Consider the following 25,331-nt stretch of genomic DNA (forward strand, 5'->3'; position numbering starts at 1 on the left):
CCCTTACTCTATAATAATCTTAGAAACTTGCCAGGCCGATCGGGAATAATAGATCTGGTTTTGTAATTCAGTGCTGCTGTCGTAAGGGTAGACGATAAATAATGGACCTTTATCACGAACGCGCATATATTCGCCGTTCATTTTTAAGGCCATAATGACCGGGAATTTATAAAAATCATCAATCGGGATAATGGTGGTGTAGTCGTTAAGCGCCAGCACGCGCGCGGATTTGCCCTTAGCGCCGACTAAATCCATGAGTTTATTGAGGGGAATGCCATCGAAACGAACCTTACCGGTGTACCAGGGGGTGGTGGTTTCCACCGTTTTCATCCCCAGTTTTTCCAGCGCCGCGAGGTCAAAAACGGCTTTGTCACCGACGTTCGTATTCCCGATTTTTCCGGAAATGGTCAGTACAGGTTTTCCTGTCGGCGCAGGCAGTTTTTCAGCGTAAGCGGAAGGCAACATGACAGAACAAAATAACACTGCAAGAAGTAGACGCATTTAACTCACCATTCCAGAGAAGGAGACATGTTAAGTGTAAACCATTTACGTCAATTCTTAAAAGGTGTCCCTCTTTGTTATCCGTTGATTTAATTAAAAGTATAAGCTGGCTGGCAAATTGCCAGATTGTTTAGTACAGGGTGTGATTTAGCCCGCCTTTCCCGTCGCTTCTTTTTTGCGCCATCTCCCCGCTTAGCAGGCAAACTACTTTCCTCCACGGCCGCTGCGCGGTAGTCTCAACGCTGACGCAACAGTAAAAGCGTCTCATTCCAATAACGACAAATTATGTGACAGACAGGACAGGGTATGGATTCAACAATAAGCGTGCAGCCCGCCGAGGCGCCAGATTCACTGCTTCGCGCCCGGCGGGCGGCATGGGGCAGTTTTGCCGGCGCGGTGGTCGACTGGTACGATTTTCTTCTCTATGGCATTACCGCCGCGCTGGTGTTTAACCGCGAGTTTTTCCCGCAGATCGGCCCGGCGATGGGGACGCTTGCCGCCTTTGCCACCTTCGGCGTCGGGTTTCTCTTTCGCCCGCTCGGCGGGATTATCTTTGGCCACTTCGGCGACCGCCTCGGGCGTAAACGGATGCTGATGATGACCGTCTGGATGATGGGTATCGCCACCGCCTGCATCGGCCTGCTCCCCTCGTTCAGCCAGATCGGCTGGTGGGCGCCGGCGCTGCTGGTGTTCCTGCGGGCCGTTCAGGGGTTTGCCGTCGGCGGGGAATGGGGCGGCGCGGCGCTGCTCTCGGTGGAGAACGCCCCGCAGGGGAAAAAAGCCTTTTACAGCAGCGGGGTGCAGGTAGGCTACGGCGTCGGCCTGCTGCTCTCCACCGGGCTGGTATCGCTGATCAGCAGCCTGACCACCGACGAGCAGTTCCTCAGCTGGGGCTGGCGCTTACCGTTCCTGTTCAGCGTGGTGCTGGTCCTTATTGCGCTGTGGATCCGTAACGGCATGGCGGAATCGCAGGAATTTGAAGCGCAGCAGAGCCAGGCCAACCTTCAGCCGGAGAAAAAGCGACTACCGGTGGTGGAAGCCCTGCTTCGCCATCCGGGAGCGTTTTTACTGATTATCGCCCTGCGGCTGTGCGAACTGCTGACGATGTATATCGTCACCGCCTTCGCCCTCAACTATTCCACGCAAAACCTCGGCCTGCCGCGCGAGCTGTTTCTCAACATCGGCCTGCTGGTGGGCGGACTCAGTTGCCTGACTATCCCCTGCTTCGCCTGGCTGGCAGACCGCTTTGGTCGCCGACGGATCTATATCACCGGCGCGCTGATCGGCACGCTGAGCGGTTTTCCGTTCTTTATGGCGCTGGAGAGTCAGTCTGTTTTCTGGATCCTGTTCTTCGCCCTGATGCTGGCCAATATCGCCCATGATATGGTGGTCTGCGTCCAGCAGCCGATGTTTACCGAGCTGTTCGGCGCCAGCTATCGCTATAGCGGCGCCGGCGTCGGCTACCAGGTGGCGAGCGTGGTCGGCGGCGGTTTTACGCCGTTTATCGCCGCGGCGCTGGTCACCTTCTCCGGCGGTTCATGGCACAGCGTGGCCCTCTATCTGACCGCGGGATGCCTGCTGTCGGCGCTCACCGCCCTGCTGATGAAAAAACAGACCGTCCACTGACCCACCTGCGGGGGCGTGACCCGCGCCCTCCGGTAAGGAGAATGCATGTCTCTGTTATCGCTGGCCGACTGCTGGCCTCGCCGTTTTACCCCCTCCTCGCTGGCGCTGCAGTTTTGCGAGGACCCCACCCAGGCGGAACAGCCGCTGTTTGCCAAAGCCTGCGCCGGGGAAGCCGTCGCCCAGCTCTGGCAGGCGCCGCAGGGATTTGTGGTGCCGGGGAGCTATCGTCAGTTTGCGGATCTGCCGGCGGTCAGTGCGCATTTTGCCGCGCGCGGCTGGCCGGTATGGCTCCGCCGCTCCGGGGGCGGGCTGGTGCCTCAGGGGCCGGGAATTATCAACCTTAGCCTCGCCTGGCCGGTGCAACAGTCGCTCGGCGAGGCCGCCGAACCCATCTATCACTCGTTGTGCGCGGTGCTGCAGCGTACCCTCGCGCGCTTCGGCGTTGCCAGCCACGCCCGGGCGGTAAACGGTTCCTTTTGCGATGGCCGGTATAACCTCGCCTGCGGGGAGGGCGAGGCGGCGCGCAAGATTGTCGGTACCGCCCAGTACTGGCGGCCGCTGACGGCAGGCCGCGGCCACGTGGTGCTGGCTCATGCGGTGATCCTTATTGACGCCGATCTTACCGCGGCGCATCAGGCGGCGAACGCCTTTGAAGCGCAGCTCGGCAGCGAGCGGGTCTATTGCGCCGACAAAACCGTCACCCTCGCGCAGCGGCTTCCCGGCGAGCGCCATCTGCTGCCCCGCTTTAGCGAGGCGCTGGCGCAGGAACTGGACGCGGCTCGCTGAAGGTCGCTTTCAGGTAGCGGCTGAAGGTTTCCACCGCGCGCGACACGCGCGGGGTATAGGGCCGGATGACGTACAGCTTATCGGCAAACACCTCCACCGGCTGCCACGCCGGGAGCAGCTCCTGCACCAGCCCGCGACCGATGGCCTCCCGGGCGCTGAAATCCGGCAGCAGCGCCACCCCAAGCCCCGCCAGCACGGCATCGCGTAGCGACTCGCTGTTATTCGTGGCGAAGGGCCCCTGCACATTGATGGTCACCCGTTCATCGGGCGCCTGGCGGGAGGCGAACGTCCACTGCGGGCGCTGTGGCCCACGGGGATAGGTCAGGCACTGGTGGTGGCGCAGATCGTCGGGGGTCTCCGGGCGGCCATGGCGGCGAATATAGTCGGCGGACGCGACGATCAGCGTCGCGGTGTGACACAGCGGCCAGGCGACGTGGGTGTCCGGGAGCGCCTCGCGCCGACAGTGGCGGATGGCAAGATCGAACCCTTCGCTGGCCAGAGAGACCAGCCGGTCGGTCACCTCCAGCTGCAAATGCAGCTGGGGATGCTGATGCAAAAACGGCGCGATCGCCGGGACCAGCTGCTGGCGGGAAAAGGCCACCGGCGCGGTCAGGCGCAGCGTTCCCCGCAGCGGCCCGCCCTCATCGCAGGCGCCGGTGAAAATATCCCGCAACTGACCAAACGGCTCGTTGAGTTCCGCCACCAGCCGCAGTCCGTCTTCGCTGAGGCTCACGCTGCGGGTAGTGCGATGGACCAGGGTTTTGCCAGTCACCCGCTCCAGCTCGCTGATTTTCTGGCTGATAGCCGACTTGCTGATCCCCAGCTTTTCCGCGGCCCGGGTATAGCTTTTTTGCTCTTCCAGCACCGTCAGCCAGTACAGATGGGCCCAGTAACTCTCCGGACGACTCTCGCTCATGTGATTGTTCACCAGTAAAAACAATGTATTCAACTATAGCGGTTCTTGCCCGCGACGGCATCGGCTAGCATCCTGTTCAGCCCGTCATTATTCCCTAACGATAAGGAACACCTGCATGCCATTACTGACATTTGACCTGATTGAAGGCCGTACGGAACAGGAGATCAGAACCCTGCTGGATGCCGCCCATCGCGCCGTGCTGCGTGCCTTCGAGGTACCGGAACGCGACCGCTACCAGATTGTTCACGAAAACAAAGCCCACCATATGGTGATTGACGATACCGGCCTCGGACTGACCCGCACGCGGGATCTGGTGGTGGTGCGGGTCTATACCAGCCCGCGCAGCGAGGCGCAGAAGCAACGCTTCTTCGCCCTGTTGCAGGAGGAGCTGGCGGAGCACTGCGGCCTGAGCGGCGATGATGTGATGGTGTCGATTATCAGTAATCAGAAAGGTGACTGGAGCTTTGGCCGCGGGGTCGCGCAGTATCTTACCGGCGATCTGTAACCCGCAGCCCGAAGCGCGCCTTAGCGGCGGGCAGCCGTCGCGATGCGCTGGCGCGCCTGCTGCTCGATATTCTCCAGCAGTTCCTGGACATCGTCTTCATCAATGTCGAGGAACTGGCCTTCCAGCAGCGCGGCGTGAATATCCTCCCGGGTGACCGAGATGCCCAGTGGCACCGCCCGGGGCTTGACCTCCTCCGCCGCCAGCGGATGCGGATAGCGGCGGCCAACCAGGTTATTAAACACGATGGCCAGCAGCGCCAGCATCAGCGAGTTGAGCAGCACCGGCGTCAGTACAAAGTGATAGCCTTCGCTGTGCACCCCGGCGCCGCCGAGGATCGCCGTCAGGGCCACCGCGCCGCCGGGGGGATGCAGACAGCGCAGAAAATACATCCCGGCGATCGCCAGCGCGGCCGCCAGCCCGCAGGCCAGCGCCGGGTCGGGAACCAGCATGCCCACCGTGACGCCGATCAGCGCCGACAGCACATTACCGCCGACAATCGACCACGGCTGCGCCAGCGGGCTGCTCGGCACGCCAAATAACAGCACCGCCGACGCGCCCATGGGGGCAATAAACCACAAATTGACTTCGCCGAGCAGCCAGTGGCTGAACATGCTGGTCACCGCCAGGCCGGTGCCGGCGCCAATGGATCCCAGCACGATATGCCGGCGGGCCACCGGTAGCTCGTGCGGCTTCAGGCGCCCAAGGAAAATCCGCAGCCGTGAAAACAGCCCCGCAGAAATGACACTCAACATCGATTTATCGCTTAGGTCATAGGAATTACTTATATTTTATTTTCTTTTTTTAACCTTACATTAACAACCATGTATTTCACAGGGGGATAGCGTGGGCAATATCGTCCAGAGGGCACAGGGCTGTGAATTCTCGCGTGGGCTGATAGAATCCCTTTTCTGTCAGGGGGATACCCCTTTTGCGAACTGAAGGTCATAACCCAGTGAATAATAAAATCTCTTTAGTGAAAGAAGTGGCATGGGCCAGTCAGAATATGCCGCGTACCCTGCGTCAGGTCGCCGCCCTGCCCGACCTCAGCGGCGTGCGCCTGGCCTGCTGTATGCACCTCGACATGAAAATGATCCCGCTGGTGCAGGGGATCCTCGACAAGGGCGCTCAGGTCTTTTTAACCACCTGTAACCCCACCACCGTGCAGGACGACGTGGTGGCCTGGCTGGTGGAGCGCGGCGCCGAGGCCTGCGCGTGGCGCAATATGAGCGACGCCGACTGGCAACAGTCATGGGAAAAAGCGATTGCCTGGCAGCCCACTCACCTGTGCGAGATGGGCGCCGATATCACCACCCTGCTCCACCAGCGCGGCGAGTTCGGTAACATCGTGGCGGGTCTGGAAGCCACTGGCTCGGGCGTCAATCGGCTGGGCGATATTCAGCCAGGCTATCCGATCTTTAACTGGGACGATCTGCCGGTCAAAGAGGGGCTGCACAACCGCCATATGGTCGGTCTCACCGCCTGGCACACCTTCTTCCAGACCACTCATCTCACCCTGCATGAGAAAAAAGTGCTGGTGATCGGCTACGGCCTGGTCGGCCAGGGCGTCGCGGCGGCGGCAAAAGCCTTTGGCGGTCAGGTGATGGTGGCGGAGATCGATCCTGCCCGTCGTCTGCAGGCGGCCTACGACGGCTGGCACGTGGTGGATCTGCAGGAGGCTATCGCCTCGGCGGACGTGGTGGCCACGGCGACAGGCGGGAAAAACGTGGTTAATCGCCAGGCGCTGGAGCGCGCGAAAGCGGGAGTCTTTATCCTTAACGTCGGCCACGTGGCGGAAGAGATCGACGGCGAGTACCTGCGCCAGTACCCTCAGGAAGAGGTGATGCCGTATATCAACGCCTACCGCATGGCCGACAAAACCATCTATCTGCTGGCCAATGGTTCGATGCTCAACCTGACCGCGGGCTTCGGCGACAGCCTGAACGCTTTTGACGTCACCCTGGCGGTGATGGCCAGCGGCATCCGCCATATTGTCACCGACGGCATGCGCGCCCCGGCGCAGGTTTACCTCCTGCCCCAGGCGGTCTGGCAGCAGGCGCTGTAAACGCAGCGCATCGTCCCCCCATCGTGGAGACGATGCGCTCTACCATCAGGACGACGGCGCGGTATCGGGCAGCACAATGTTGCTCTGCGCCAGCGTTCCCATCTGGTTGTACATCACGCTGGCGGCATCCAGCAGGTGCATCGCCAGCGCGGCGCCGCTGCCCTCTCCCAGGCGCATGTCCATATCGAGATACGGCCGCAGACCCAGCGCGTCCAGGGCGATCTGCGCCCCTTTCTCCGCCGACAAGTGCGAAGGGACAAGATAAGGATGCGCCGCCGGGGCTATGCGGCAGGCCGCCAGGGCAGAGGCATAGGAGAGGAAGCCATCCAGCACCACCGGCAGGCCACAGGAGGCCGCCCCGAGGATCACCCCGGTCATGCCCACCAGATCGTAACCGCCCACCTTCGCCAGGACATCCAGCCCCTCTTCCGGGTTCGGCTGGTTAAGGGCTATCGCCTGGCGCACCACCGCCACCTTATGGCCCCGCTGCGCCAGCGGCAGATTGGCCCCACAGCCCACCACGGCGTCAGGATCGCTGCCCGTCAGGACACTGATCACGGCTGCGGCCGGGGTGGTATTGGCCATTCCCAGTTCACCGACGCCAAAAACTTTCACCCCGTCGGCGGCGAGCTGGCGGGTGAGATGCATGCTGGCCAGCAGCACCGTCTCCGCCTGCTGGCGACTCATCGCCGCCGTCCGGGCGATATTCCCGCTACCGCGGGCCACCTTGAGGTTAATCAGGCCCGGCAGCGGGTCGGCATCGATGCCGACATCCACCACCTGCACCCTGGCCCCGGCCTGCGCCGCCAGCACGCAGACGCCGGTGTTGCCCCGCACCATATTGCCGGCATGAATGGCCGTCACCACCTGCGGCGAAGGCGTCACGCCTTCATGCCAGACGCCATGGTCGGCGCACATGACCACTATCACCTTCTCCGCCAGCGCCAGCTGCCCCTGCAGCCCCGGCAGACCAGCCAGTTGCACGGCCAGCGTCTCCAGACGTCCAAGGCTACCGGGCGGCTTTAACAGGCCATCAATATGCTGCTGAGCGCGCGCCATGCCCGCCACATCGGGCTGCGGAATGGCAGCCAGTAATGCAGAAAGTGTTTCCATTCTGTTCCTCATCGTTGGCGCCAGGCCTTACAGCAGCGCCAGTAAAAAGAGTAATTCACCCAGCTCAATCGCCGCCCCGAGAGTATCCCCGGTCTGCCCGCCGAGGGTTCGCTTCAGCGCCCATCCCAGACCCCAGATCAGCACCAGGGTGATCAGCGCGGCGCGCAGGCCCTGCAGCCCCAGCAGGACGGTGGCCAGCGCTACCCCCATCGCCATCGTCACCAGCGTCTGCTGCAGGCTAACTTTGCCAATAAACAGATTGCCCAGCCCCTTTTCCCGCGCGTAGCGATGACGATACATCAGCAGCACCGCCATTCCGCGACCGACGGCGCAGGCCGCCGCCAGCGCGGCGATGGGGTGGGTATCGCGCAGCAGCAGCTCGCCGACCACCAGCACTTTCGCCACCAGCACGAAGATCAGCGCCAGCCCGCCGTGGGTGCCCAGCCGGCTGTCGCGCATGATCTCCAGCATCCGATCGCGGGTGCGGGCGGAGAAGATGCCGTCGCAGGTATCAGCCAGCCCGTCAAGGTGAAATCCGCCGGTGAGCAGCGCCAGCGCCAGCACGCCGAACAGCGCCGCCAGCGGGACGCCGCACCACGGCTGCAGGAGGAGCACTACCGCGCCGGCGATGGCACCGAGCAGTAAACCGACCAGCGGAAAGGTGACGATACTGCGCTGGTACTGTTCGATCTCCAGGCCCTGAGATAACCGCGCCGGGACCGGCAGGCGGCTGATAAACGAGAGTGCAGCAAAGAATGACTTAATCACGTGAGGTTGACTCCTGTCGGCGAAAGCAGCGGAAGAGTTCGGTCGCGCCCGGTCAGCACCTGAGTTTGTCTTCTGGCGAATCGATCGTCGGAGAGGTGAGAGGTGTTGAGATATCGCTCTGACGCCGCTGCGTCAGATGCCCGGCCAGGATGAGAGAAACCTTTCCGATATCAATACGTTTTCGCGGGGCAGTATAGCAAAGAGTCGGTGAGGAGAGTCAGTTGCCGGGACAAAGTTTTGCAGAAAAAGAGACGAATGGGGAGGTAGAGCAGAACAGCCCGGCGACGTCGATCGCCGCCGGACCGGCAGGGATTAGCCTTCGACTTTGGCTTCGCCCATCACTTTCAGTTTTTTGGAGATGTCGCGGCGCTCTTTGGACAGCTCGGCATTTTTGATGATGTAATCATCAACGCGATCTTCGTAATCGCTCTTCATGCTGGCGATGATGCCCTGGATAGCTTCCACGCTCATGCCCGGTTTGATGTAGTCGCTGAGGTTGTCCAGCAGCAGAACGCGCTTCTGGTTATCACGGATCTTTTTCTCAACGTCCTGAATTTCACGCTGCAGTTTGTTCTTACGACGGTACAGACGAACAAACTCCAGTACGTCCTGGAAAGAAGGCTTAGTTGTTTCCATTTTTACACCCCTAATAATTGAGATTCGGATTCGTAAAGCGACTGCGTTATAGGGCTAACATAACTGCTAGCAGTCGCTGATGACAATGTTTTTTCCTTTGCGTTTATCATAACCCTAAACGCTGCTGAATCGAAACAACCCATGCAGTTACCCGGTGCATCTGGTGCTTATTTGCGCAACGCGCGGCAGATCAGATGCGACAGCAGCTCCAGCTGACGCGCCAGTTCAATCGAGAGCCAAACATAGCCATGAATTGGGGTTTCCGCCAGGCTGTCGTCACCCTGCTCTTTCATCAGCTGGCGCAGTTCGAGAACGATCTCATTCAGCTTTTCATTGTTGGCGCGCACAGGCTGAGGGTTCCCTTCATACAAGGCGTGGGCGATGGCCAACAGCGTCTGCTGGGTCATCTGCTGCGTCTCCCGCAGGGTGTGCGCATTGAGCATCACAAAATGACCCGGACGGGTGGCCCACCAGGCGTTGATCTGCAGCTCCAGCATGCAGACGAGGTTGCGGCTGACGGTCTGGATAGCCTCGAAGATCGCCTTCTGGATGTGCGTCTCTTTGCTGGCGGGGGTGATCAGCCCGCGCATTTTGACGACGTCGTTCAGCGCCTGCTGGAGATGCTTTTCCAGCCGCGGCCGATCCACCAGATTTGGCGAGAAGCCGGCCTGGTAGAGGCGGTTAAAGTTGGTGACATAGCTGGCCATCTGGATGCGCCAGTGGATGAACGCCCGCTGCGGCCAGATACCGGTAAACAGCATCGCCAGCAGCGAGCCGAAGATCACGTCGCCGCTTCGCCACAGCGCGGTATGCATATCGCCGGGCGGCGCCCCGACCACCACCGACAGGGTAATGCCGATCAGCAGTGCCTGATAGGGTTTCTTGCCCAGCGCCAGCCAGCCGCAGAGGAACATCGCCGCCGCGCACCAGAGGACCATCAGCGGCAGGGAGATGAGCTCAAGCTTCAGCGCCACCAGCCCCAGCGCCGAGCCGAGGATCGTGCCGCCGATGCGCTGAAACGCCCGCGGCACGACGTTGCCCCAGAAGGAGATCGGACCCATCACCACCACCAGGGTGATGAGAGGCCAGGTCCCCTCAGGCACGTTCAGCAGCCGCACCAGCAAAAAAGTGAGCACAAAGGCCAGCGCAATCCGCACGCCATGCACCACCCGATAATGGCGATACAAGCGGATCTCAAATGGCTTGAGTGATTTATCAGCGCGCACAACCCTCTCCGGCAAAACGAAAAGGCCAATTGTAACTGCTTTTTCGCCCGGAGCGTGCCGGGAATGTAAAAATCCTTGTCCGGAACAGGGGTAAACCGCTACGACGCTACGCGCTCAACGGGGACATACATGTCGATATCCCAGTAGCCGTCGTGGTTGCCGTCGTTGAGATAGATCTCAAAACAGGGCCTGGGGGCCACGCGATACGTTGTGCTCTGCAGCAGGCTGTCGAAAAACTGCATCCACGGGGTGGCAAAATCGTAATCCACCACCCGCGCGCGGGCGCAGGCGTAATCCCCGCCGGCAACCGCCGCCAGTATCACCCCTTCGCTGTTGGCGGGAATGACGTAATCCTCGTCAACGGCGACCACGGTGGCGCAGCGCAGTTTTTCCGCCGGCACTTCCTCCGGGTTATCGTAGTAGACGGCAAGCCACTCACGGGCGGGCACCTGATGGTTCTCAACCCACATCATCAGTTGCTCAAACCCCTGCTTGACCGTTTGATCCCAGGGCCCGACCAGATGGAAACCGGCAATGGTTTTCTTGCCGAGGGTGGTGATACTGTAGTTCATCTTGCCTCCTTTGGGGATAAATGACTGTATGAATACACAGTTAATTTAACAGGAGATCCCCCCTCAGTATGTGCGCGAATTCACAGAGTCGCCATCACACTGCTGAAAAAACAGGCGCCCCGCCAGCAGGAGCGACAGACGAAAAAAAACCGCCTGCAAAGAGGCGGTTATCATGGTTACAGCTCGTGGTGCAGGTAATCGCTCATTCGCGAGAACACCCCGCCTTTATTGATGCTTTCGAGGGTGACCAGCGGATAGTGCCCCACCACCTTGTCGCCGTCATACAGCGAAATCTCGCCGACCCGCTGGTTGGCGGCGATCGGCGCCTCCAGATCCTTCTTATCCAGCACATATTTCGCTTTAATCCGCGACACTTCCGCCTTCGGCAGCGCTAACCAGAAATCCTGATCGGTGCCGAGCTTAATCTGCTCTTTATCGCCGTACCAGATGCGTTCGGTGCCGACCTTCTGGCCTTTCTGCAGCACCTGCACGGTGTCAAAGTTCTGCTGCCCCCAGTGCAGCAGTTTAGCGGCCTGCTGCTCGCGGCCTTTCGGACTGTCCGCCCCCATCACCACGGCGATCAGCCGGCGCTGGCCATCCACCGCCGAGGCGATCAGGTTGAACCCGGCGCCCGAGGTGTGGCCCGTTTTCAGGCCATCGACGTTCATGGTTTTATCCCACAGCAGACCGTTACGGTTTTGCTGGGTGATCCCGTTCCACGTCAGGCTTTTCTGGCTGTACATGTGGTAGACGTCAGGTTCGCCATGAATAATCGCCCGCGACAGCACCGCGAGGTCATAGGCAGAACTGTGCTGGCCCGGGGCGTCGAGGCCGTGGACGGTTTCGAAATGGGTATCCCGCAGGTGCAATTTTTCGACATACTGATTCATCAGGGCGACAAACTGCGGCTGGCCGCCGGCGACATAGTCGGCCAGCGCGACGCAGGCGTCGTTACCGGAGTCGACAATCAGCCCACGGCTGAGGTCGCGGACGCTGACGCGATCCCCTGGTTTTAAGAACATCAGGGATGACCCGTCGAACACCGGGTTGCCCTTCGCCCAGGCGTCTTTACCCACGGTGACGATGTCGTCAAAGGTGATACGATGGCTGTCGATGGCGCGATCGACCACGTAGCCGGTCATCAGTTTGGTCAGACTGGCAGGATTGCGCTGCTGATGTTCGTTACCCGCGGTCAGGACCTGACCGGTGGTGTAATCCATCAGCACCCAGGAGCCAGCCTGAATAGCCGGTGGCGCGACCGTAGCAGGGAAGTCGACGGCAAATGCACAGGAAACGCTCGAAGCGAGCAAAGATACAGCAATAAACAAACGGCCTTTCAACGGCATATCCTCTAGATTTACAGATCCGCCGTCCTTTTTACGGAACTTCGCGTTTCATATCAGGGTTTAATTGCAAGAAAATATGACACAGCAGAGGAAGTTGCTTGCCGTTACCCTTCTGATGACCGGGCAAATCGTTTACCATACCGGTCGCACGCCACCACGGATAATGAACAGACTATGCAAGATAGCGTCAACCAGCCCGGATTTTTATTCCACGATTATGAAACCTTCGGCACCAGTCCTTCCCTCGACCGGCCGGCGCAGTTCGCCGCCATCCGCACCGACGCGGAGCTGAACGTGCTCGGCGAGCCCGAGGTGTTTTACTGCAAGCCCGCTGACGATTATCTGCCGCAGCCGCAGGCGGTGATGATCACCGGGATCACCCCGCAGGAAGCGCTGGCCAAAGGGGATAATGAGGCCGCGTTTGCCCGCCGCATCCACGATCTGTTCACGGTGCCGCAAACCTGCATCGTCGGCTATAACAACGTGCGCTTTGATGACGAAGTGACGCGGAATATCTTTTATCGCAACTTCTATGACCCTTATGCCTGGAGCTGGCAGCACGATAACTCGCGCTGGGATCTGCTCGACGTGATGCGCGCCTGCTATGCCCTGCGTCCGGAAGGGATCACCTGGCCGGAGAATGACGAGGGTTTGCCCAGCTTCCGGCTTGAACATCTGACCGTCGCCAACGGTATTGAACACCAGAACGCCCATGACGCGATGGCCGATGTGTACGCCACCATCGCCATGGCGAAGCTGGTGAAAACCCAGCAGCCGCGGCTGTTTGATTATCTCTACAGCCACCGCAATAAGCGCAAGCTGGCGACGCTCATCGACGTGCCGCAGATGAAACCGCTGGTGCATGTCTCCGGCATGTTTGGCGCCGCGCGCGGCAACACCAGCCTGGTGGCGCCCCTGGCCTGGCATCCGGAAAACCGCAATGCGGTGATTATGGTCGATCTGGCGGGCGATATGGCGCCGCTGCTGGAGCTCGATGCCGATGCCTTGCGCGAGCGGCTTTACACCCCGCGCGCCGAGCTTGGCGATCTGCCGGCGGCGCCGATCAAGCTGGTGCATCTCAATAAATGTCCGGTGCTGGCTCAGGCCAATACCCTGCGCCCGCTGGATGCCGACCGGCTGGGGATCTCCATTCAGCGCTGTCTGGAGAATGCCCAGCTGCTGCGGGCGAATCCGCAGGTGCGCGAGAAAGTGGTGGCGGTCTATGCCGAAGCCGAGCCGTTCGTGCCGTCCGAAAACGTCGACGCCCAGCTTTACAATGGGTTCTTTAGCGATGCCGATCGCGCGGCGATGAAAATCGTGCTGGAAACCGAACCGCGCAATCTGCCGGCGCTGGATATTACCTTCGCCGATAAGCGTATCGAACGCCTGCTGTTTAACTACCGGGCGCGCAACTTCCCCGGCACGCTCGATGAACATGAGCAGCAGCGCTGGTTAGAGCACCGTCGTCAGGTGTTTACGCCAGAGTTTTTGCAGGCCTATGCCGATGAGCTGCAGATGCTGTATCAGCAGTATGCGGATGATAAAGAGAAGCTGGCGCAGCTGAAGGCGCTGTGGCAATACGCACAGGATATTGTCTGATTGGCTGACATTCCCGGGTTGCGGCTAACGCCTTACCCGGGCTACAAACGATGGCTGGACTCGTAGCCCGGGTAAGACGCCTCGCGTCGCACCCGGGAACGTTGCTTAGCTTTTCGCGCGGCTGGCGATGATTTCATCCGCCACATTACGCGGCGCTTCCGCGTAATGGTGGAACTCCATGCTGTAGGTTGCCCGTCCCTGAGACATCGAGCGCAGCATGGTGGAATAACCAAACATCTCCGCCAGCGGCACGTCGGCGCGGATGATCTGGCTGCCGAAGCGCTCTTCCATCCCCTGCACCATCCCGCGGCGGGAAGAGAGATCGCCCATAATATTCCCGGCGTACTCTTCCGGCGTCTCCACCTCGACGTGCATCACCGGCTCAAGGATCACCGGATCCGCTTTGCGCGCGCCTTCCCGGAAGCCGAATATCGCCGCCATGCGGAACGCCATCTCCGAGGAGTCCACGTCGTGGTACGACCCGAAGGTCAGGGTCGCTTTCACGTCAACCACCGGATAACCCGCCAGCACGCCGGTGCCCATCGCTTCGCGCAGCCCTTTCTCCACGGAAGGGATGTACTCGCGTGGCACCACGCCGCCTTTGGTGGCGTCCTCGAAGACGAAACCGCTGCCCGGCTCCAGCGGCTCCAGGGTCAGCACGACGTGCCCGTACTGCCCTTTGCCGCCGGACTGGCGCACAAATTTGCCTTCCACGTCCGTCACTTTCTTGCGCAGGGTTTCGCGGTAGGTGACCTGCGGACGACCAATGTTGGCCTCGACGCCAAACTCGCGCTTCATCCGGTCGACAATGATCTCCAGATGCAGCTCGCCCATGCCGGAGATAATCGTCTGGCCAGACTCTTCATCGGTATGCAGACGGAACGACGGATCTTCCGCCGCCAGCCGCTGCAGCGCGATGCCCATTTTCTCCTGATCCGCTTTGGTCTTCGGCTCGATGGCCAGCGAAATCACCGGCTCCGGAAACTCCATCCGTTCGAGGGTAATGATCGCATCCGGATCGCACAGCGTATCACCGGTGGTCACATCCTTCAGCCCAACGCAGGCCGCGATATCCCCGGCGTGCAGTTCGTCAACTTCATGGCGGTCGTTGGCCTGCATCAGCACGATACGCCCGATGCGCTCTTTCTTGCCCTTCACCGGGTTCCACACCGCATCGCCTTTCTTCAGCGTCCCGGAGTAGACGCGGATAAAGGTCAGCTGGCCGACGTAGGGGTCGGTCATCAGTTTGAACGCCAGCGCCGACAGCGGCTCATCGTCGCTCGGATGGCGTTCCGCCGGCTGACCTTTCTCATCAATGCCCTGTATCGCCGGAATATCCAGCGGCGACGGCATCAGCTCCACCACCGCATCGAGCATGCGCTGCACGCCTTTGTTTTTAAAGGCGCTCCCGCAAAGCACCGCCTGGATTTCCCCCTTCACCGTGCGCTGGCGCAGACCGGCAACGATCTCCGCCTCGTCCAGCTCGCCGGTTTCCAGGTATTTATCCATCAGCTCATCGCTGGCTTCCGCCGCCGCCGAGACCATTTTCTCCCGCCACTGCTGTGCCGTCGCCAGCAGATCGTCTGGGACAGGCCCATAGCTGAAGGTCATGCCCTGGGTGGCGTCATCCCACAGGATGGCGCGCATTTTCACCAGATCGACAACGCCGGTGAAATGCTCTTCGGCGCCAATGGGGATCACAATCGGCACCGGGTTAGCCTTCAGACGGTCGATCATCATCTGCACCACGCGGAAGAAGTCCGCGCCGGGGCGGTCCATCTTGTTGACGAAGGCCAGCCGCGGAACGTGGTATTTATTCGCCTGGCGCCAGACGGTCTCCGACTGGGGCTGCACCCCGCCGACGGAGTCATACACCATCACCGCGCCGTCGAGCACGCGCATGGAACGTTCCACCTCAATGGTGAAATCCACGTGCCCCGGGGTGTCGATGATATTGATCCGGTGCGGCTCGAAGCTGCGGTCCATACCCGGCCAGAAGCAGCTTACCGCCGCCGAGGTAATGGTGATCCCGCGCTCCTGCTCCTGGGCCATCCAGTCGGTGGTTGCCGCGCCATCGTGTACTTCACCCAGCTTATGGCTCATCCCGGTGTAAAACAGGATGCGCTCGGTGGTGGTGGTTTTACCGGCATCGATATGCGCGGAGATACCGATGTTGCGATAACGTTCGAGGGGGATGGGTCGGGGCATGATGCGTCCTTAGTCGTTTTGACTGTCAGTCTGCGGTCGGAATGATCCGCAGTTCATTTAACTGCCGCCTATCATAGTACAACTGTACGAGTATATTCGAACTATTTTTGCTATTATTATGATTGGTCAGGTTGCGGCGGCGCGCGTGGCATCAGAACCGGAGTTTGGGTATAGTAGCCGCCAGCCGCCGATATGGGCTGCGGCTGCCATGCGCCGCGCCACCGCCGACACAGGATTATTATGATCGCCAATCACCCCGAACGAGAACAAATTCGCCTGGAAAATGTCCTTTCCGCGCTCGGTAACCCACTGCGACTGGAGATCATCCGCACGCTGGCCGACGGCAGCGAGCTGAGCTGCAACGCTCTGCGCCAGGAAGAGGTGGCCAAGTCCACCATGACCCACCACTGGCGCGTCCTGCGCGACAGCGGTGTGATCTGGCAACGGCCTCAGGGACGGGAGAACATGATTTCGCTGCGCCGGGAAGATCTGGACGCCCGTTTTCCCGGCCTGCTGGATACGCTGCTGAACGTGATGCAGCAGCCGTGAATCGCTAACCCACAGCCTACTCCTCTCCCGCCAGCCGCTGATACTGCCTGAAACGGGCCCGGGCATCGTCCTCCGTTTGCCGGAACAGCGCGTCCGCCAGATCCGGCGTGGTTTTATGCAGCGCGGCATAGCGCACCTCGCCGAGCAAAAAGTCGCGGAAACTCTCTTCCGGCTCTTCGGAGTCCAATATAAACGGCGTTTTGCCTTCGGCTTCCCGCTGCGGATGATAGCGCCACAGGTGCCAGTATCCCGCCTCCACCGCCCGCTTCGCCTCGCGCTGACTGCAGCGCATCCCGGCTTTCAGGCCGTGGTTGATACAGGCGGCATAGGCGATCACCAGCGACGGTCCCGGCCAGGCCTCGGCCTCAGCGATGGCCCGCAGGGTCTGATCTTTATCGGCGCCCATGGCGATCTGGGCGACGTAAACATTGCCGTAGCTCATCGCCATCATGCCGAGATCTTTTTTGCGCGTGCGTTTTCCCTGAGCGGCAAATTTGGCGATCGCCGCCACCGGGGTCGACTTGGACGACTGGCCGCCGGTGTTGGAGTAGACCTCGGTATCAAACACCAGAATATTGACGTCTTCCCCACTGGCCAGCACATGATCGAGGCCGCCGAAGCCGATATCGTAGGCCCAGCCGTCGCCGCCGAAGATCCACTGCGAACGCCGGACGAAATAGTCGCGGTTCTGCCAGAGCAGCTCCAGCAGCGGGACGCCCTCTTTTTCCGCCGCCAGCAACGCACTGAGGCGGTCCGCGCGCTCGCGGGTCCCCTCCCCCTCATCCTGCTGCGCCAGCCACTGCCGCATCGCGGCGTGAAGCGCGTCGCTGACCGGCAGCGCCAGCGCGGCGGTCAGCTCCTCGGCGATCTGTTGGCGGATCGCCTGGCCGCCAAGCATCATGCCGAGACCGAACTCGGCGTTATCCTCAAACAGCGAGTTTGCCCACGCCGGTCCGTGGCCGCGATGGTTGGTGGTATAGGGCATCGAAGGCGCGCTGGCGCCCCAGATCGAAGAGCAGCCGGTGGCGTTGGCGATCAGCATCCGGTCGCCAAACAGCTGGGTGATAAGCCGGGCATAGGGCGTTTCTCCACAGCCCGCGCAGGCGCCGGAAAACTCCAGCAGCGGCGTTTCGAACTGGCTGCCTTTGACCGTCGTTTTGCGAAACGGGTTATCTTTTGGCGCCAGTCCCAGGGCGTAATCCCAGACCGGAGCCATCGCACGCTGGCTGTCGAGGGAGACCATCTGCAGCGCCTTGCCGCGCGACGGGCAGCTCTCCACGCAGTTGCCGCAGCCGGAGCAGTCCAGCGGCGAGATAGCCAGATGATAGTGATAGTCTTTGGCCCCCTGGGCGGGTTTACTCAGCAGCCCGGCGGGAGCCGTGTCCTGCTCTTCAGGGCTCAGTAACGCCGGGCGGATCGCCGCATGCGGGCAGACAAAGGCGCACTGGTTACACTGGGTACAGCCGTCAGGCTGCCAGACCGGCACCTCCAGCGCGATGCCGCGCTTCTCCCAGGCGGCGGTGCCGGAGGGAAAGGTGCCGTCTTCCATCCCGGCGAAGGCGCTCACCGGCAACAGGTCGCCACGCTGGCGGTTCATGGGCTGCAGGATATCGCGGATGAAGTCCGGCATCAGGGCGCTCGCCTGCGGTGCCGGCGCCTCGAGGGTCGCCCAGTGGGCGGGTACCGTCACCCGGTGCAGCGCCGCCATCCCCAGCTCGATAGCCCGCTGGTTCATCTCAATGACGCTCGCCCCTTTGCTGCCATAGCTTTTCTCCACCGCCTGCTTGAGATAGTCTGCCGCCGTTTGCGGATCGATAATCGCCGTCAGCTTAAAGAACGCCGCCTGCATCAGCATGTTAAAGCGCCCGCCGAGGCCCAGCTCGCGGGCAATGTCCACCGCATTAAGGGTATAAAAGTCGATCTTTTCCTGCGCCAGATAGCGCCGGACGCTGCCCGGCAGGTGCTGCTCCAGCTCTGCCTCGGACCAGCTGCAGTTGAGCAGAAAGGTGCCTCCTGGCTTCAGCCCCTCCAGCAGGTCGTAGCGATCGACATAGGATTGCTGAGAGCAGGCGATAAAATCGGCCCGGTGGATCAGGTAGGGCGAGGTGATCGGCCGGTCGCCAAAGCGCAGGTGCGAAACGGTGATCCCCCCGGACTTTTTCGAGTCGTAGGAAAAGTAGGCCTGGGCGTAGAGTGGCGTGTTATCGCCGATGATCTTGATGGCGCTTTTGTTCGCCCCGACGGTGCCGTCCGAGCCCATCCCCCAGAATTTACAGGCGGTGATCCCGGCATGGGAGACCGCCAGCGGTTCCTGCCGGGCGGGCAGCGAGGTAAAAGTGACATCATCGACAATACCCAGGGTAAAGCCGTCCTTCGGCTGCGGCTGCCTGAGGTTGTCAAACACCGCGGCGATATCGTTGGGCAGCACGTCCTTACCGCCGAGCGCGTAGCGGCCGCCGACGATCAGCGGCGCATCGTCGCGTTGATAGAAGGCGTTCTTGACGTCGAGGCACAGCGGTTCCGCCTGCGCCCCCGGCTCTTTGGTACGGTCAAGGACGGCAATACGCTGCACGCTGGCGGGCAGTTGCGCGAAAAAGTGCGCCAGCGAGAACGGCCGATAGAGATGGACGCTGAGCAGCCCCACCTTCTCCCCCGCCGCATTCAGCGTCTCCACCACCTCCTGGACGGTGTCGCACACTGAGCCCATGGCGATAATCACCCGCTCGGCATCCGGCGCGCCGTGGTAATTAAACAGGTGATATTCCCGCCCGGTCAGCGCGGTGATCTTCGCCATATAGCTTTCCACCAGATCGGGCAGCGCGAGGTAGAAGCGGTTACCGGCCTCCCGCTCCTGGAAGTAGATATCCGGATTTTGCGCGGTGCCGCGGATCACCGGATGATCCGGGTGCAGCGCCTGCCGACGAAAGCGCTCCAGCGCCGGCCGGTCCAGCAGCGTCGCCAGTTGCTCATACGCCAGCACCTCAATCTTCTGTATTTCGTGCGAGGTGCGAAAGCCGTCGAAAAAGTTGATAAACGGGATCCGCCCGGCGATCGCCGCCAGGTGCGCCACCGCCGACAGGTCCATCACCTGCTGAACGTTATTCTCCACCAGCATGGCGCAGCCGGTCTGCCGTACCGCCATCACGTCCTGGTGGTCGCCAAAAATATTCAGCGAATTGGTCGCCAGCGCCCGCGCGCTGACGTGAAAAACACCCGGCAGCAGTTCACCGGCAATTTTGTACAAATTGGGGATCATCAGCAGCAGCCCCTGCGACGCGGTGTAGGTGGTGGTGAGCGCTCCCGCCTGCAGCGCGCCGTGCACCGCCCCGGCGGCACCGGCTTCGGATTGCATCTCCATCAGGCGCACCGGCTGGCCAAACAGATTCTTTTTCCCCTTAGCGGCCCATTCATCGACATTTTCCGCCATCGGCGTGGAGGGGGTGATGGGGTAGATGGCCGCCACGTCGGTAAAGGCGTAGGAGATCCAGGCCGCCGCCGTGTTGCCATCCATTGTTTTCATGTTTCCGGACATCGTTCAATCCTCAAAGGTGAGCGTTCTCTTTACCGCGGCAGCCCGCGGCAAACCCTGTCACCTCTCCAAGCACAGCCTGTGCCAGCTCGCGAATTGCCGCCTGTCACTCATCAATTCAACAGGTTAAGGGAAGAAACGCGCAGGCCCGTCCGGCGGGATTGCGGGGAATAAGACACTGTGCGCGACAAGCTGTTGAACAGGTGACAAAGCGCCGCGCGGGCCCGTGGCGGGAAATTGTTCTGTTTCGCACATTTGGTAGCGTTATTGTGCCGTTTGCTCAGCCTCCCGGCACGGCTGTTTTACAAAAAAACACTTATTTATCAAATGACTGAGCAAAAATTCGCAGCTGGTACGTTCCCTGCACTTCTCTGCTGGCAAACACTCAACAACAGGAGAAGTCACCATGACCATGCGTCAATGCGCTATCTACGGTAAAGGCGGTATCGGTAAATCCACCACCACCCAGAATCTCGTCGCGGCCCTCGCCGAGATGGGTAAGAAAGTGATGATCGTCGGCTGCGATCCGAAAGCGGACTCCACCCGTCTGATCCTTCACGCTAAAGCCCAGAACACCATCATGGAGATGGCGGCGGAAGTGGGCTCGGTCGAGGATCTGGAGCTCGAAGACGTGCTGCAAATCGGCTATGGCGATGTCCGTTGCGCCGAATCCGGCGGCCCGGAGCCAGGCGTCGGCTGTGCCGGACGCGGGGTGATCACCGCCATCAACTTCCTCGAGGAAGAAGGCGCCTATGAAGAAGATTTGGATTTCGTCTTCTATGACGTCCTCGGCGACGTGGTCTGCGGCGGCTTCGCCATGCCGATCCGCGAAAACAAAGCCCAGGAGATCTACATCGTCTGCTCCGGCGAGATGATGGCGATGTATGCCGCCAACAATATCTCCAAGGGGATCGTGAAGTACGCCAAATCCGGCAAGGTGCGCCTCGGCGGCCTGATCTGTAACTCACGCAAAACCGACCGGGAAGACGAACTGATCATCGCCCTGGCGGAGAAGCTTGGCACGCAGATGATCCACTTCGTTCCCCGCGACAACATTGTTCAGCGCGCGGAGATCCGCCGGATGACGGTGATCGAGTACGACCCGACCTGTCAGCAGGCGAATGAATATCGTCAACTGGCGCAGAAGATCGTCAATAACACCAAAAAAGTGGTGCCGACGCCGTGCACCATGGACGAGCTGGAATCGCTGCTGATGGAGTTCGGCATCATGGAAGAAGAAGACACCAGCATCATTGGTAAAACCGCCGCTGAAGAAAACGCGGCCTGAGCACAGGATCCTCACCATGACCAACGCAACAGGCGAACGTAACCTTGCGCTCATCCAGGAAGTCCTGGAGGTGTTTCCCGAAACCGCGCGCAAAGAGCGCAGAAAGCACATGATGATCAGCGATCCGCAGATGGAGAGCGTCGGCAAGTGCATTATCTCGAACCGTAAATCGCAGCCCGGGGTGATGACCGTGCGTGGCTGCGCCTATGCGGGCTCGAAAGGGGTGGTGTTTGGGCCAATCAAAGACATGGCCCATATCTCGCACGGCCCCATCGGCTGCGGCCAGTATTCGCGCGCCGGACGGCGCAACTACTATACCGGCGTCAGCGGTGTCGACAGCTTCGGCACCCTGAACTTCACCTCTGATTTTCAGGAGCGCGATATTGTTTTCGGCGGCGATAAAAAGCTGACCAAACTGATCGAAGAGATGGAGCTGCTGTTCCCGCTGACCAAAGGGATCACCATCCAGTCGGAGTGCCCGGTGGGCCTGATCGGCGATGACATCAGCGCCATAGCCAACGCCAGCAGCAAGGCGCTGGATAAACCGGTGATCCCGGTGCGCTGCGAAGGCTTTCGCGGCGTATCGCAATCGCTGGGCCACCATATCGCCAACGACGTGGTGCGCGACTGGGTGCTGAACAATCGCGAAGGGCAGCCGTTTGCCAGCACCCCGTATGATGTTGCCATCATTGGCGATTACAACATCGGCGGCGACGCCTGGGCCTCGCGCATTCTGCTGGAAGAGATGGGGCTGCGCGTAGTGGCGCAGTGGTCCGGCGACGGCACCCTGGTGGAGATGGAGAACACCCCATTCGTTAAGCTTAACCTCGTCCACTGCTACCGTTCGATGAACTATATCGCCCGCCATATGGAGGAGAAACATCAGATCCCGTGGATGGAATATAACTTCTTCGGCCCGACCAAAATCGCCGAATCGCTGCGCAAGATCGCCGATCAATTTGATGACACCATTCGCGCCAATGCGGAAGCGGTGATCGCCAAATATGAGGGGCAGATGGCGGCCATCATCGCCAAATATCGCCCGCGGCTGGAGGGGCGCAAAGTGCTGCTGTACATGGGGGGGCTGCGACCGCGCCACGTCATCGGCGCCTATGAGGATCTCGGGATGGAGATCATCGCCGCCGGCTACGAGTTTGCCCATAACGATGATTACGACCGCACCCTGCCGGACCTGAAAGAGGGCACCCTGCTGTTTGACGATGCCAGCAGCTATGAGCTGGAGGCCTTCGTCAAAGCGCTGAAACCTGACCTCATCGGCTCCGGGATCAAAGAGAAATATATCTTCCAGAAAATGGGGGTGCCGTTCCGCCAGATGCACTCCTGGGACTATTCCGGCCCCTATCACGGCTATGACGGCTTCGCCATCTTTGCCCGCGATATGGATATGACCCTGAACAATCCGGCGTGGAACGAACTGACTGCCCCGTGGCTGAAGTCTGCGTGATTGCCCCTTCACTGTCCCGTCAGTCCACCGATTTGTGGCGCGGGAGGAGAACACCATGAGCCAAACGATCGATAAAATTCACAGCTGTTATCCGCTGTTTGAACAGGATGAATACCAGACCCTGTTCCAGAATAAAAAGACCCTTGAAGAGGCGCACGACGCGCAGCGTGTGCAGGAGGTTTTTGCCTGGACCACCACCGCCGAGTATGAAGCGCTGAACTTCCAGCGCGAGGCGCTGACCGTCGACCCGGCCAAAGCCTGCCAGCCGCTCGGCGCCGTACTCTGCGCGCTGGGGTTCGCCGGCACCCTGCCCTACGTGCACGGCTCCCAGGGCTGCGTCGCCTATTTTCGCACCTACTTTAACCGCCATTTTAAAGAGCCGGTCGCCTGCGTCTCCGACTCCATGACCGAGGACGCGGCGGTGTTCGGCGGCAACAACAACATGAATCTGGGCCTGCAGAATGCTAGTGCGCTGTATAAACCCGAGATTATCGCCGTCTCCACCACCTGTATGGCCGAGGTGATCGGCGACGATCTGCAGGCGTTTATCGCCAACGCCAAAAAAGAGGGATTTGTTGACGACAGCATCGCCATTCCTTACGCCCATACCCCCAGCTTTATCGGCAGCCATGTTACCGGCTGGGACAATATGTTTGAAGGGTTCGCGAAGACCTTTACCGCTGACTACGCCGGGCAGCCGGGCAAACAGCAAAAGCTCAATCTGGTGACCGGATTTGAGACCTATCTCGGCAACTTCCGCGTGCTGAAGCGGATGATGGCGCAGATGGATGTCCCGTGCAGCCTGCTCTCCGACCCATCAGAGGTGCTCGACACCCCCGCCGACGGCCATTACCGGATGTACGCCGGCGGCACCAGCCAGGAGGAGATCAAAACCGCGCCGGACGCCATTGACACCCTGCTGCTGCAGCCGTGGCAGCTGGTGAAAAGCAAAAAGGTGGTTCAGGAGATGTGGAACCAGCCCGCCACCGAGGTGGCCGTTCCGCTGGGCCTGGCCGCCACCGACGCGCTGCTGATGACCGTCAGTCAGCTGACCGGCAAACCGATCGCCGACGCTCTGACCCTGGAGCGCGGCCGGCTGGTCGACATGATGCTGGATTCCCACACCTGGCTGCATGGCAAAAAATTCGGCCTCTACGGCGATCCGGATTTCGTGATGGGGCTGACGCGCTTCCTGCTGGAGCTGGGCTGCGAGCCGACGGTGATCCTCAGCCATAACGCCAATAAACGCTGGCAAAAAGCGATGAAGAAAATGCTTGATGCCTCGCCGTACGGTCAGGAAAGCGAAGTGTTCATCAACTGCGACCTGTGGCACTTCCGGTCGCTGATGTTCACCCGTCAGCCGGACTTTATGATCGGTAACTCCTACGGCAAGTTTATCCAGCGCGATACCCTGGCAAAGGGCAAAGCTTTCGAAGTGCCGCTGATCCGTCTGGGCTTTCCGCTGTTCGACCGCCATCATCTGCACCGCCAGACCACCTGGGGCTATGAAGGCGCAATGAACATCGTCACGACGCTGGTGAACGCCGTGCTGGAAAAACTGGACCACGACACCAGCCAGTTGGGCAAAACCGATTACAGCTTCGACCTCGTTCGTTAACCATCAGGCGCCCCGCCGCAGGCGGGGCCAGGAGGGAGTATGCCCATCGTGATTTTCCGTGAGCGCGGCGAGGCGCTGTATGCCTATATCGCCAAACAGGATCTGGAGGCCCGGGTGCTCCAGGTCGAACATGACGAGACGGACCGCTGGGGCGGCGCGATTGCCCTCGAAGGGGGACGTCGCTACTACGTCAATCCGCAGCCGGGGCGACCCGTCTTCCCGATAAGCCTGCGCGCCACCCGCAGCACGCTGCTATAAGGAGCTGGAAATGTCCGACAACGATACCCTTTTCTGGCGTCTGCTGGCGCTGTTCCAGACGCTGCCGGAGCTGCAGCCGGTGCAAGTCGTCGACTGGCTGGCGCAGGAGTGCGGCGAAACGTTGACCCCGGCACGGTTAACCACCCTGACGCAGCCTCAGCTGGCCGCCAGCTTTCCTTCGGCGACGGCGGTGATGTCCCCGGCCCGCTGGGCGCGGGTCATCGCCTGCCTGCAGGGGGTGCTGCCCGGCCATTTGCGCATCGCCCGCCCCCCTCAGCGAACGCCGCAGCTGCGGGTCGCTTTTTGCTCGCAGGATGGCCTGGCCATCAATGGTCATTTTGGCCAGAACCGGCTGTTTTTTATCTATGCCTTCGATGACCAGGGCGGCTGGCTGGCGGATCTGCGCCGCTATGCGTCTTCTTCTGCGGCGTCGGACGCCAGCGAGATGCGCGCCAGGCTGCTGGAGGATTGCCATCTGCTGTTTTGTCAGGAGATTGGCGGGCCTGCCGCCGCGAGGTTGATCCGCCATCAAATCCATCCGATGAAAGCGCCGCCGGGCACGACGATTCAGGCTCAGTGCGACGCGGTGAGCGCGATGTTGGCCGGTCGGCTGCCGCCGTGGCTGGCGAAGCGCCTCAACCGGGATAACCCTCTGGAGGAACGTGTTTTTTAATCGTTGTGTTGTGCTTGTTGCCCGCCGACCCCGCGGGCTTTTTTTTGCCCCCGCAGAGGCATCCGTTCTTTCAGCAAGGCAAGTGCC

Annotated in this window: 22 protein-coding genes; 11 read left to right on the plus strand and 11 right to left on the minus strand. The window is 60.7% G+C overall.

Annotation, left to right across the window (positions count from 1 at the left end):
• Nucleotides 1–3: 3 nt before the first annotated feature.
• Complete coding sequence (locus AS136_RS06465) at nucleotides 4–501, minus strand: putative pterin-binding protein (protein WP_012541125.1); 498 nt, start codon at nucleotides 499–501, stop codon at nucleotides 4–6.
• A 306-nt stretch (nucleotides 502–807) separates the two neighbouring features.
• Between AS136_RS06465 and shiA the strand changes: the two genes are divergently transcribed.
• On the plus strand, nucleotides 808–2,127 hold the full coding sequence (shiA, locus tag AS136_RS06470) for a shikimate transporter (protein WP_008804149.1): 1,320 nt from the start codon (nucleotides 808–810) through the stop codon (nucleotides 2,125–2,127).
• Between the two features lie 45 nt (nucleotides 2,128–2,172).
• Nucleotides 2,173–2,913, plus strand: a complete 741-nt coding sequence (locus AS136_RS06475; RefSeq protein WP_032754902.1) for a lipoyl protein ligase domain-containing protein — start codon at nucleotides 2,173–2,175, stop codon at nucleotides 2,911–2,913.
• On the opposite strand, the gene AS136_RS06480 is transcribed toward AS136_RS06475, so the two are convergent.
• Entirely contained in the window at nucleotides 2,873–3,829 is a 957-nt protein-coding gene (locus tag AS136_RS06480; RefSeq protein WP_023322940.1) for a LysR family transcriptional regulator, read from the minus strand. The genes AS136_RS06475 and AS136_RS06480 overlap by 41 nt on opposite strands.
• Before the next feature lie 115 nt (nucleotides 3,830–3,944).
• Between AS136_RS06480 and AS136_RS06485 the strand changes: the two genes are divergently transcribed.
• Nucleotides 3,945–4,334 (plus strand): tautomerase family protein, encoded by a 390-nt coding sequence (locus AS136_RS06485; protein WP_008804146.1) that lies wholly within the window; start codon nucleotides 3,945–3,947, stop codon nucleotides 4,332–4,334.
• 20 nt (nucleotides 4,335–4,354) lie between these two features.
• Here AS136_RS06485 and AS136_RS06490 read toward each other — a convergent pair whose 3' ends face one another.
• The gene (locus tag AS136_RS06490) at nucleotides 4,355–5,086 is read right to left on the minus strand and encodes an HPP family protein (protein ID WP_023322941.1); all 732 of its coding nucleotides are present in this window, start codon (nucleotides 5,084–5,086) and stop codon (nucleotides 4,355–4,357) included.
• A gap of 200 nt (nucleotides 5,087–5,286) precedes the next feature.
• Here AS136_RS06490 and AS136_RS06495 point away from each other — a divergent pair, with 200 nt between their 5' ends.
• Nucleotides 5,287–6,396, plus strand: a complete 1,110-nt coding sequence (locus AS136_RS06495) for an adenosylhomocysteinase (RefSeq protein ID WP_023297930.1) — start codon at nucleotides 5,287–5,289, stop codon at nucleotides 6,394–6,396.
• A gap of 45 nt (nucleotides 6,397–6,441) precedes the next feature.
• Here AS136_RS06495 and cobT read toward each other — a convergent pair whose 3' ends face one another.
• The 6 genes from cobT to dacD form a co-directional block, all read right to left on the minus strand.
• The gene (gene cobT / locus AS136_RS06500; protein WP_023322942.1) at nucleotides 6,442–7,509 is read right to left on the minus strand and encodes a nicotinate-nucleotide--dimethylbenzimidazole phosphoribosyltransferase; all 1,068 of its coding nucleotides are present in this window, start codon (nucleotides 7,507–7,509) and stop codon (nucleotides 6,442–6,444) included.
• A 27-nt stretch (nucleotides 7,510–7,536) separates the two neighbouring features.
• On the minus strand, nucleotides 7,537–8,277 hold the full coding sequence (gene cobS / locus AS136_RS06505) for an adenosylcobinamide-GDP ribazoletransferase (RefSeq protein ID WP_023322943.1): 741 nt from the start codon (nucleotides 8,275–8,277) through the stop codon (nucleotides 7,537–7,539).
• A gap of 312 nt (nucleotides 8,278–8,589) precedes the next feature.
• Nucleotides 8,590–8,913 (minus strand): DUF496 family protein, encoded by a 324-nt coding sequence (locus AS136_RS06510; protein ID WP_002911883.1) that lies wholly within the window; start codon nucleotides 8,911–8,913, stop codon nucleotides 8,590–8,592.
• Nucleotides 8,914–9,080: 167 nt separating this feature from the next.
• The gene (locus AS136_RS06515) at nucleotides 9,081–10,139 is read right to left on the minus strand and encodes an FUSC family protein (protein ID WP_004203544.1); all 1,059 of its coding nucleotides are present in this window, start codon (nucleotides 10,137–10,139) and stop codon (nucleotides 9,081–9,083) included.
• Nucleotides 10,140–10,237: 98 nt separating this feature from the next.
• Nucleotides 10,238–10,711 (minus strand): DNA gyrase inhibitor SbmC, encoded by a 474-nt coding sequence (sbmC, locus tag AS136_RS06520; protein ID WP_012967620.1) that lies wholly within the window; start codon nucleotides 10,709–10,711, stop codon nucleotides 10,238–10,240.
• A gap of 176 nt (nucleotides 10,712–10,887) precedes the next feature.
• Nucleotides 10,888–12,051, minus strand: coding sequence for a serine-type D-Ala-D-Ala carboxypeptidase DacD (dacD, locus tag AS136_RS06525; protein WP_016161444.1), 1,164 nt, complete (start codon nucleotides 12,049–12,051; stop codon nucleotides 10,888–10,890).
• A 180-nt stretch (nucleotides 12,052–12,231) separates the two neighbouring features.
• Between dacD and sbcB the strand changes: the two genes are divergently transcribed.
• A complete protein-coding gene (sbcB, locus tag AS136_RS06530; protein WP_023322944.1) occupies nucleotides 12,232–13,656 on the plus strand; it encodes an exodeoxyribonuclease I in 1,425 nt (474 codons plus the stop codon).
• A gap of 105 nt (nucleotides 13,657–13,761) precedes the next feature.
• On the opposite strand, the gene fusA is transcribed toward sbcB, so the two are convergent.
• Nucleotides 13,762–15,864, minus strand: a complete 2,103-nt coding sequence (gene fusA, locus AS136_RS06535; RefSeq protein WP_023322945.1) for an elongation factor G — start codon at nucleotides 15,862–15,864, stop codon at nucleotides 13,762–13,764.
• 240 nt (nucleotides 15,865–16,104) lie between these two features.
• Between fusA and AS136_RS06540 the strand changes: the two genes are divergently transcribed.
• Nucleotides 16,105–16,413 carry an ArsR/SmtB family transcription factor gene (locus tag AS136_RS06540; protein ID WP_008804136.1) on the plus strand — a complete coding sequence of 103 codons (309 nt, stop codon included), beginning with the start codon at nucleotides 16,105–16,107 and terminating at the stop codon, nucleotides 16,411–16,413.
• A 16-nt stretch (nucleotides 16,414–16,429) separates the two neighbouring features.
• On the opposite strand, the gene nifJ is transcribed toward AS136_RS06540, so the two are convergent.
• Nucleotides 16,430–19,945, minus strand: coding sequence for a pyruvate:ferredoxin (flavodoxin) oxidoreductase (gene nifJ, locus AS136_RS06545; RefSeq protein WP_023322946.1), 3,516 nt, complete (start codon nucleotides 19,943–19,945; stop codon nucleotides 16,430–16,432).
• A 403-nt stretch (nucleotides 19,946–20,348) separates the two neighbouring features.
• Here nifJ and nifH point away from each other — a divergent pair, with 403 nt between their 5' ends.
• The 5 genes from nifH to AS136_RS06570 are packed head-to-tail and all read left to right on the plus strand — an operon-like array spanning nucleotide 20,349 to nucleotide 25,244.
• Nucleotides 20,349–21,230, plus strand: a complete 882-nt coding sequence (gene nifH, locus AS136_RS06550) for a nitrogenase iron protein (protein WP_004203553.1) — start codon at nucleotides 20,349–20,351, stop codon at nucleotides 21,228–21,230.
• Between the two features lie 16 nt (nucleotides 21,231–21,246).
• Nucleotides 21,247–22,695, plus strand: a complete 1,449-nt coding sequence (gene nifD / locus AS136_RS06555) for a nitrogenase molybdenum-iron protein alpha chain (protein WP_063266712.1) — start codon at nucleotides 21,247–21,249, stop codon at nucleotides 22,693–22,695.
• A gap of 55 nt (nucleotides 22,696–22,750) precedes the next feature.
• Complete coding sequence (gene nifK / locus AS136_RS06560; protein ID WP_016161448.1) at nucleotides 22,751–24,313, plus strand: nitrogenase molybdenum-iron protein subunit beta; 1,563 nt, start codon at nucleotides 22,751–22,753, stop codon at nucleotides 24,311–24,313.
• A 39-nt stretch (nucleotides 24,314–24,352) separates the two neighbouring features.
• Entirely contained in the window at nucleotides 24,353–24,571 is a 219-nt protein-coding gene (gene nifT, locus AS136_RS06565; protein ID WP_004203557.1) for a putative nitrogen fixation protein NifT, read from the plus strand.
• 10 nt (nucleotides 24,572–24,581) lie between these two features.
• Nucleotides 24,582–25,244 (plus strand): NifB/NifX family molybdenum-iron cluster-binding protein, encoded by a 663-nt coding sequence (locus AS136_RS06570; protein WP_012967614.1) that lies wholly within the window; start codon nucleotides 24,582–24,584, stop codon nucleotides 25,242–25,244.
• The last annotated feature ends 87 nt before the right edge of the window (nucleotides 25,245–25,331 follow it).

Source organism: Klebsiella sp. D5A (assembly GCF_001620885.1).
GTDB lineage: Bacteria > Pseudomonadota > Gammaproteobacteria > Enterobacterales > Enterobacteriaceae > Klebsiella > Klebsiella variicola.

Bases quoted from the DNA above. Each gene is read 5' to 3' on its own strand.
- AS136_RS06475 (WP_032754902.1), top strand. From the start codon at position 2,173: ATGTCTCTGTTATCGCTGGCCGACTGCTGGCCTCGCCGTTTTACCCCC.
- nifJ (WP_023322946.1), bottom strand. From the start codon at position 19,945: ATGTCCGGAAACATGAAAACAATGGATGGCAACACGGCGGCGGCCTGG.
- sbcB (WP_023322944.1), top strand. From the start codon at position 12,232: ATGCAAGATAGCGTCAACCAGCCCGGATTTTTATTCCACGATTATGAA.
- nifD (WP_063266712.1), top strand. From the start codon at position 21,247: ATGACCAACGCAACAGGCGAACGTAACCTTGCGCTCATCCAGGAAGTC.
- AS136_RS06570 (WP_012967614.1), top strand. From the start codon at position 24,582: ATGTCCGACAACGATACCCTTTTCTGGCGTCTGCTGGCGCTGTTCCAG.
- AS136_RS06485 (WP_008804146.1), top strand. From the start codon at position 3,945: ATGCCATTACTGACATTTGACCTGATTGAAGGCCGTACGGAACAGGAG.
- cobT (WP_023322942.1), bottom strand. From the start codon at position 7,509: ATGGAAACACTTTCTGCATTACTGGCTGCCATTCCGCAGCCCGATGTG.
- AS136_RS06480 (WP_023322940.1), bottom strand. From the start codon at position 3,829: ATGAGCGAGAGTCGTCCGGAGAGTTACTGGGCCCATCTGTACTGGCTG.
- shiA (WP_008804149.1), top strand. From the start codon at position 808: ATGGATTCAACAATAAGCGTGCAGCCCGCCGAGGCGCCAGATTCACTG.
- nifT (WP_004203557.1), top strand. From the start codon at position 24,353: ATGCCCATCGTGATTTTCCGTGAGCGCGGCGAGGCGCTGTATGCCTAT.
- AS136_RS06540 (WP_008804136.1), top strand. From the start codon at position 16,105: ATGATCGCCAATCACCCCGAACGAGAACAAATTCGCCTGGAAAATGTC.
- sbmC (WP_012967620.1), bottom strand. From the start codon at position 10,711: ATGAACTACAGTATCACCACCCTCGGCAAGAAAACCATTGCCGGTTTC.
- nifH (WP_004203553.1), top strand. From the start codon at position 20,349: ATGACCATGCGTCAATGCGCTATCTACGGTAAAGGCGGTATCGGTAAA.
- AS136_RS06490 (WP_023322941.1), bottom strand. From the start codon at position 5,086: ATGTTGAGTGTCATTTCTGCGGGGCTGTTTTCACGGCTGCGGATTTTC.
- AS136_RS06510 (WP_002911883.1), bottom strand. From the start codon at position 8,913: ATGGAAACAACTAAGCCTTCTTTCCAGGACGTACTGGAGTTTGTTCGT.
- fusA (WP_023322945.1), bottom strand. From the start codon at position 15,864: ATGCCCCGACCCATCCCCCTCGAACGTTATCGCAACATCGGTATCTCC.
- nifK (WP_016161448.1), top strand. From the start codon at position 22,751: ATGAGCCAAACGATCGATAAAATTCACAGCTGTTATCCGCTGTTTGAA.
- AS136_RS06465 (WP_012541125.1), bottom strand. From the start codon at position 501: ATGCGTCTACTTCTTGCAGTGTTATTTTGTTCTGTCATGTTGCCTTCC.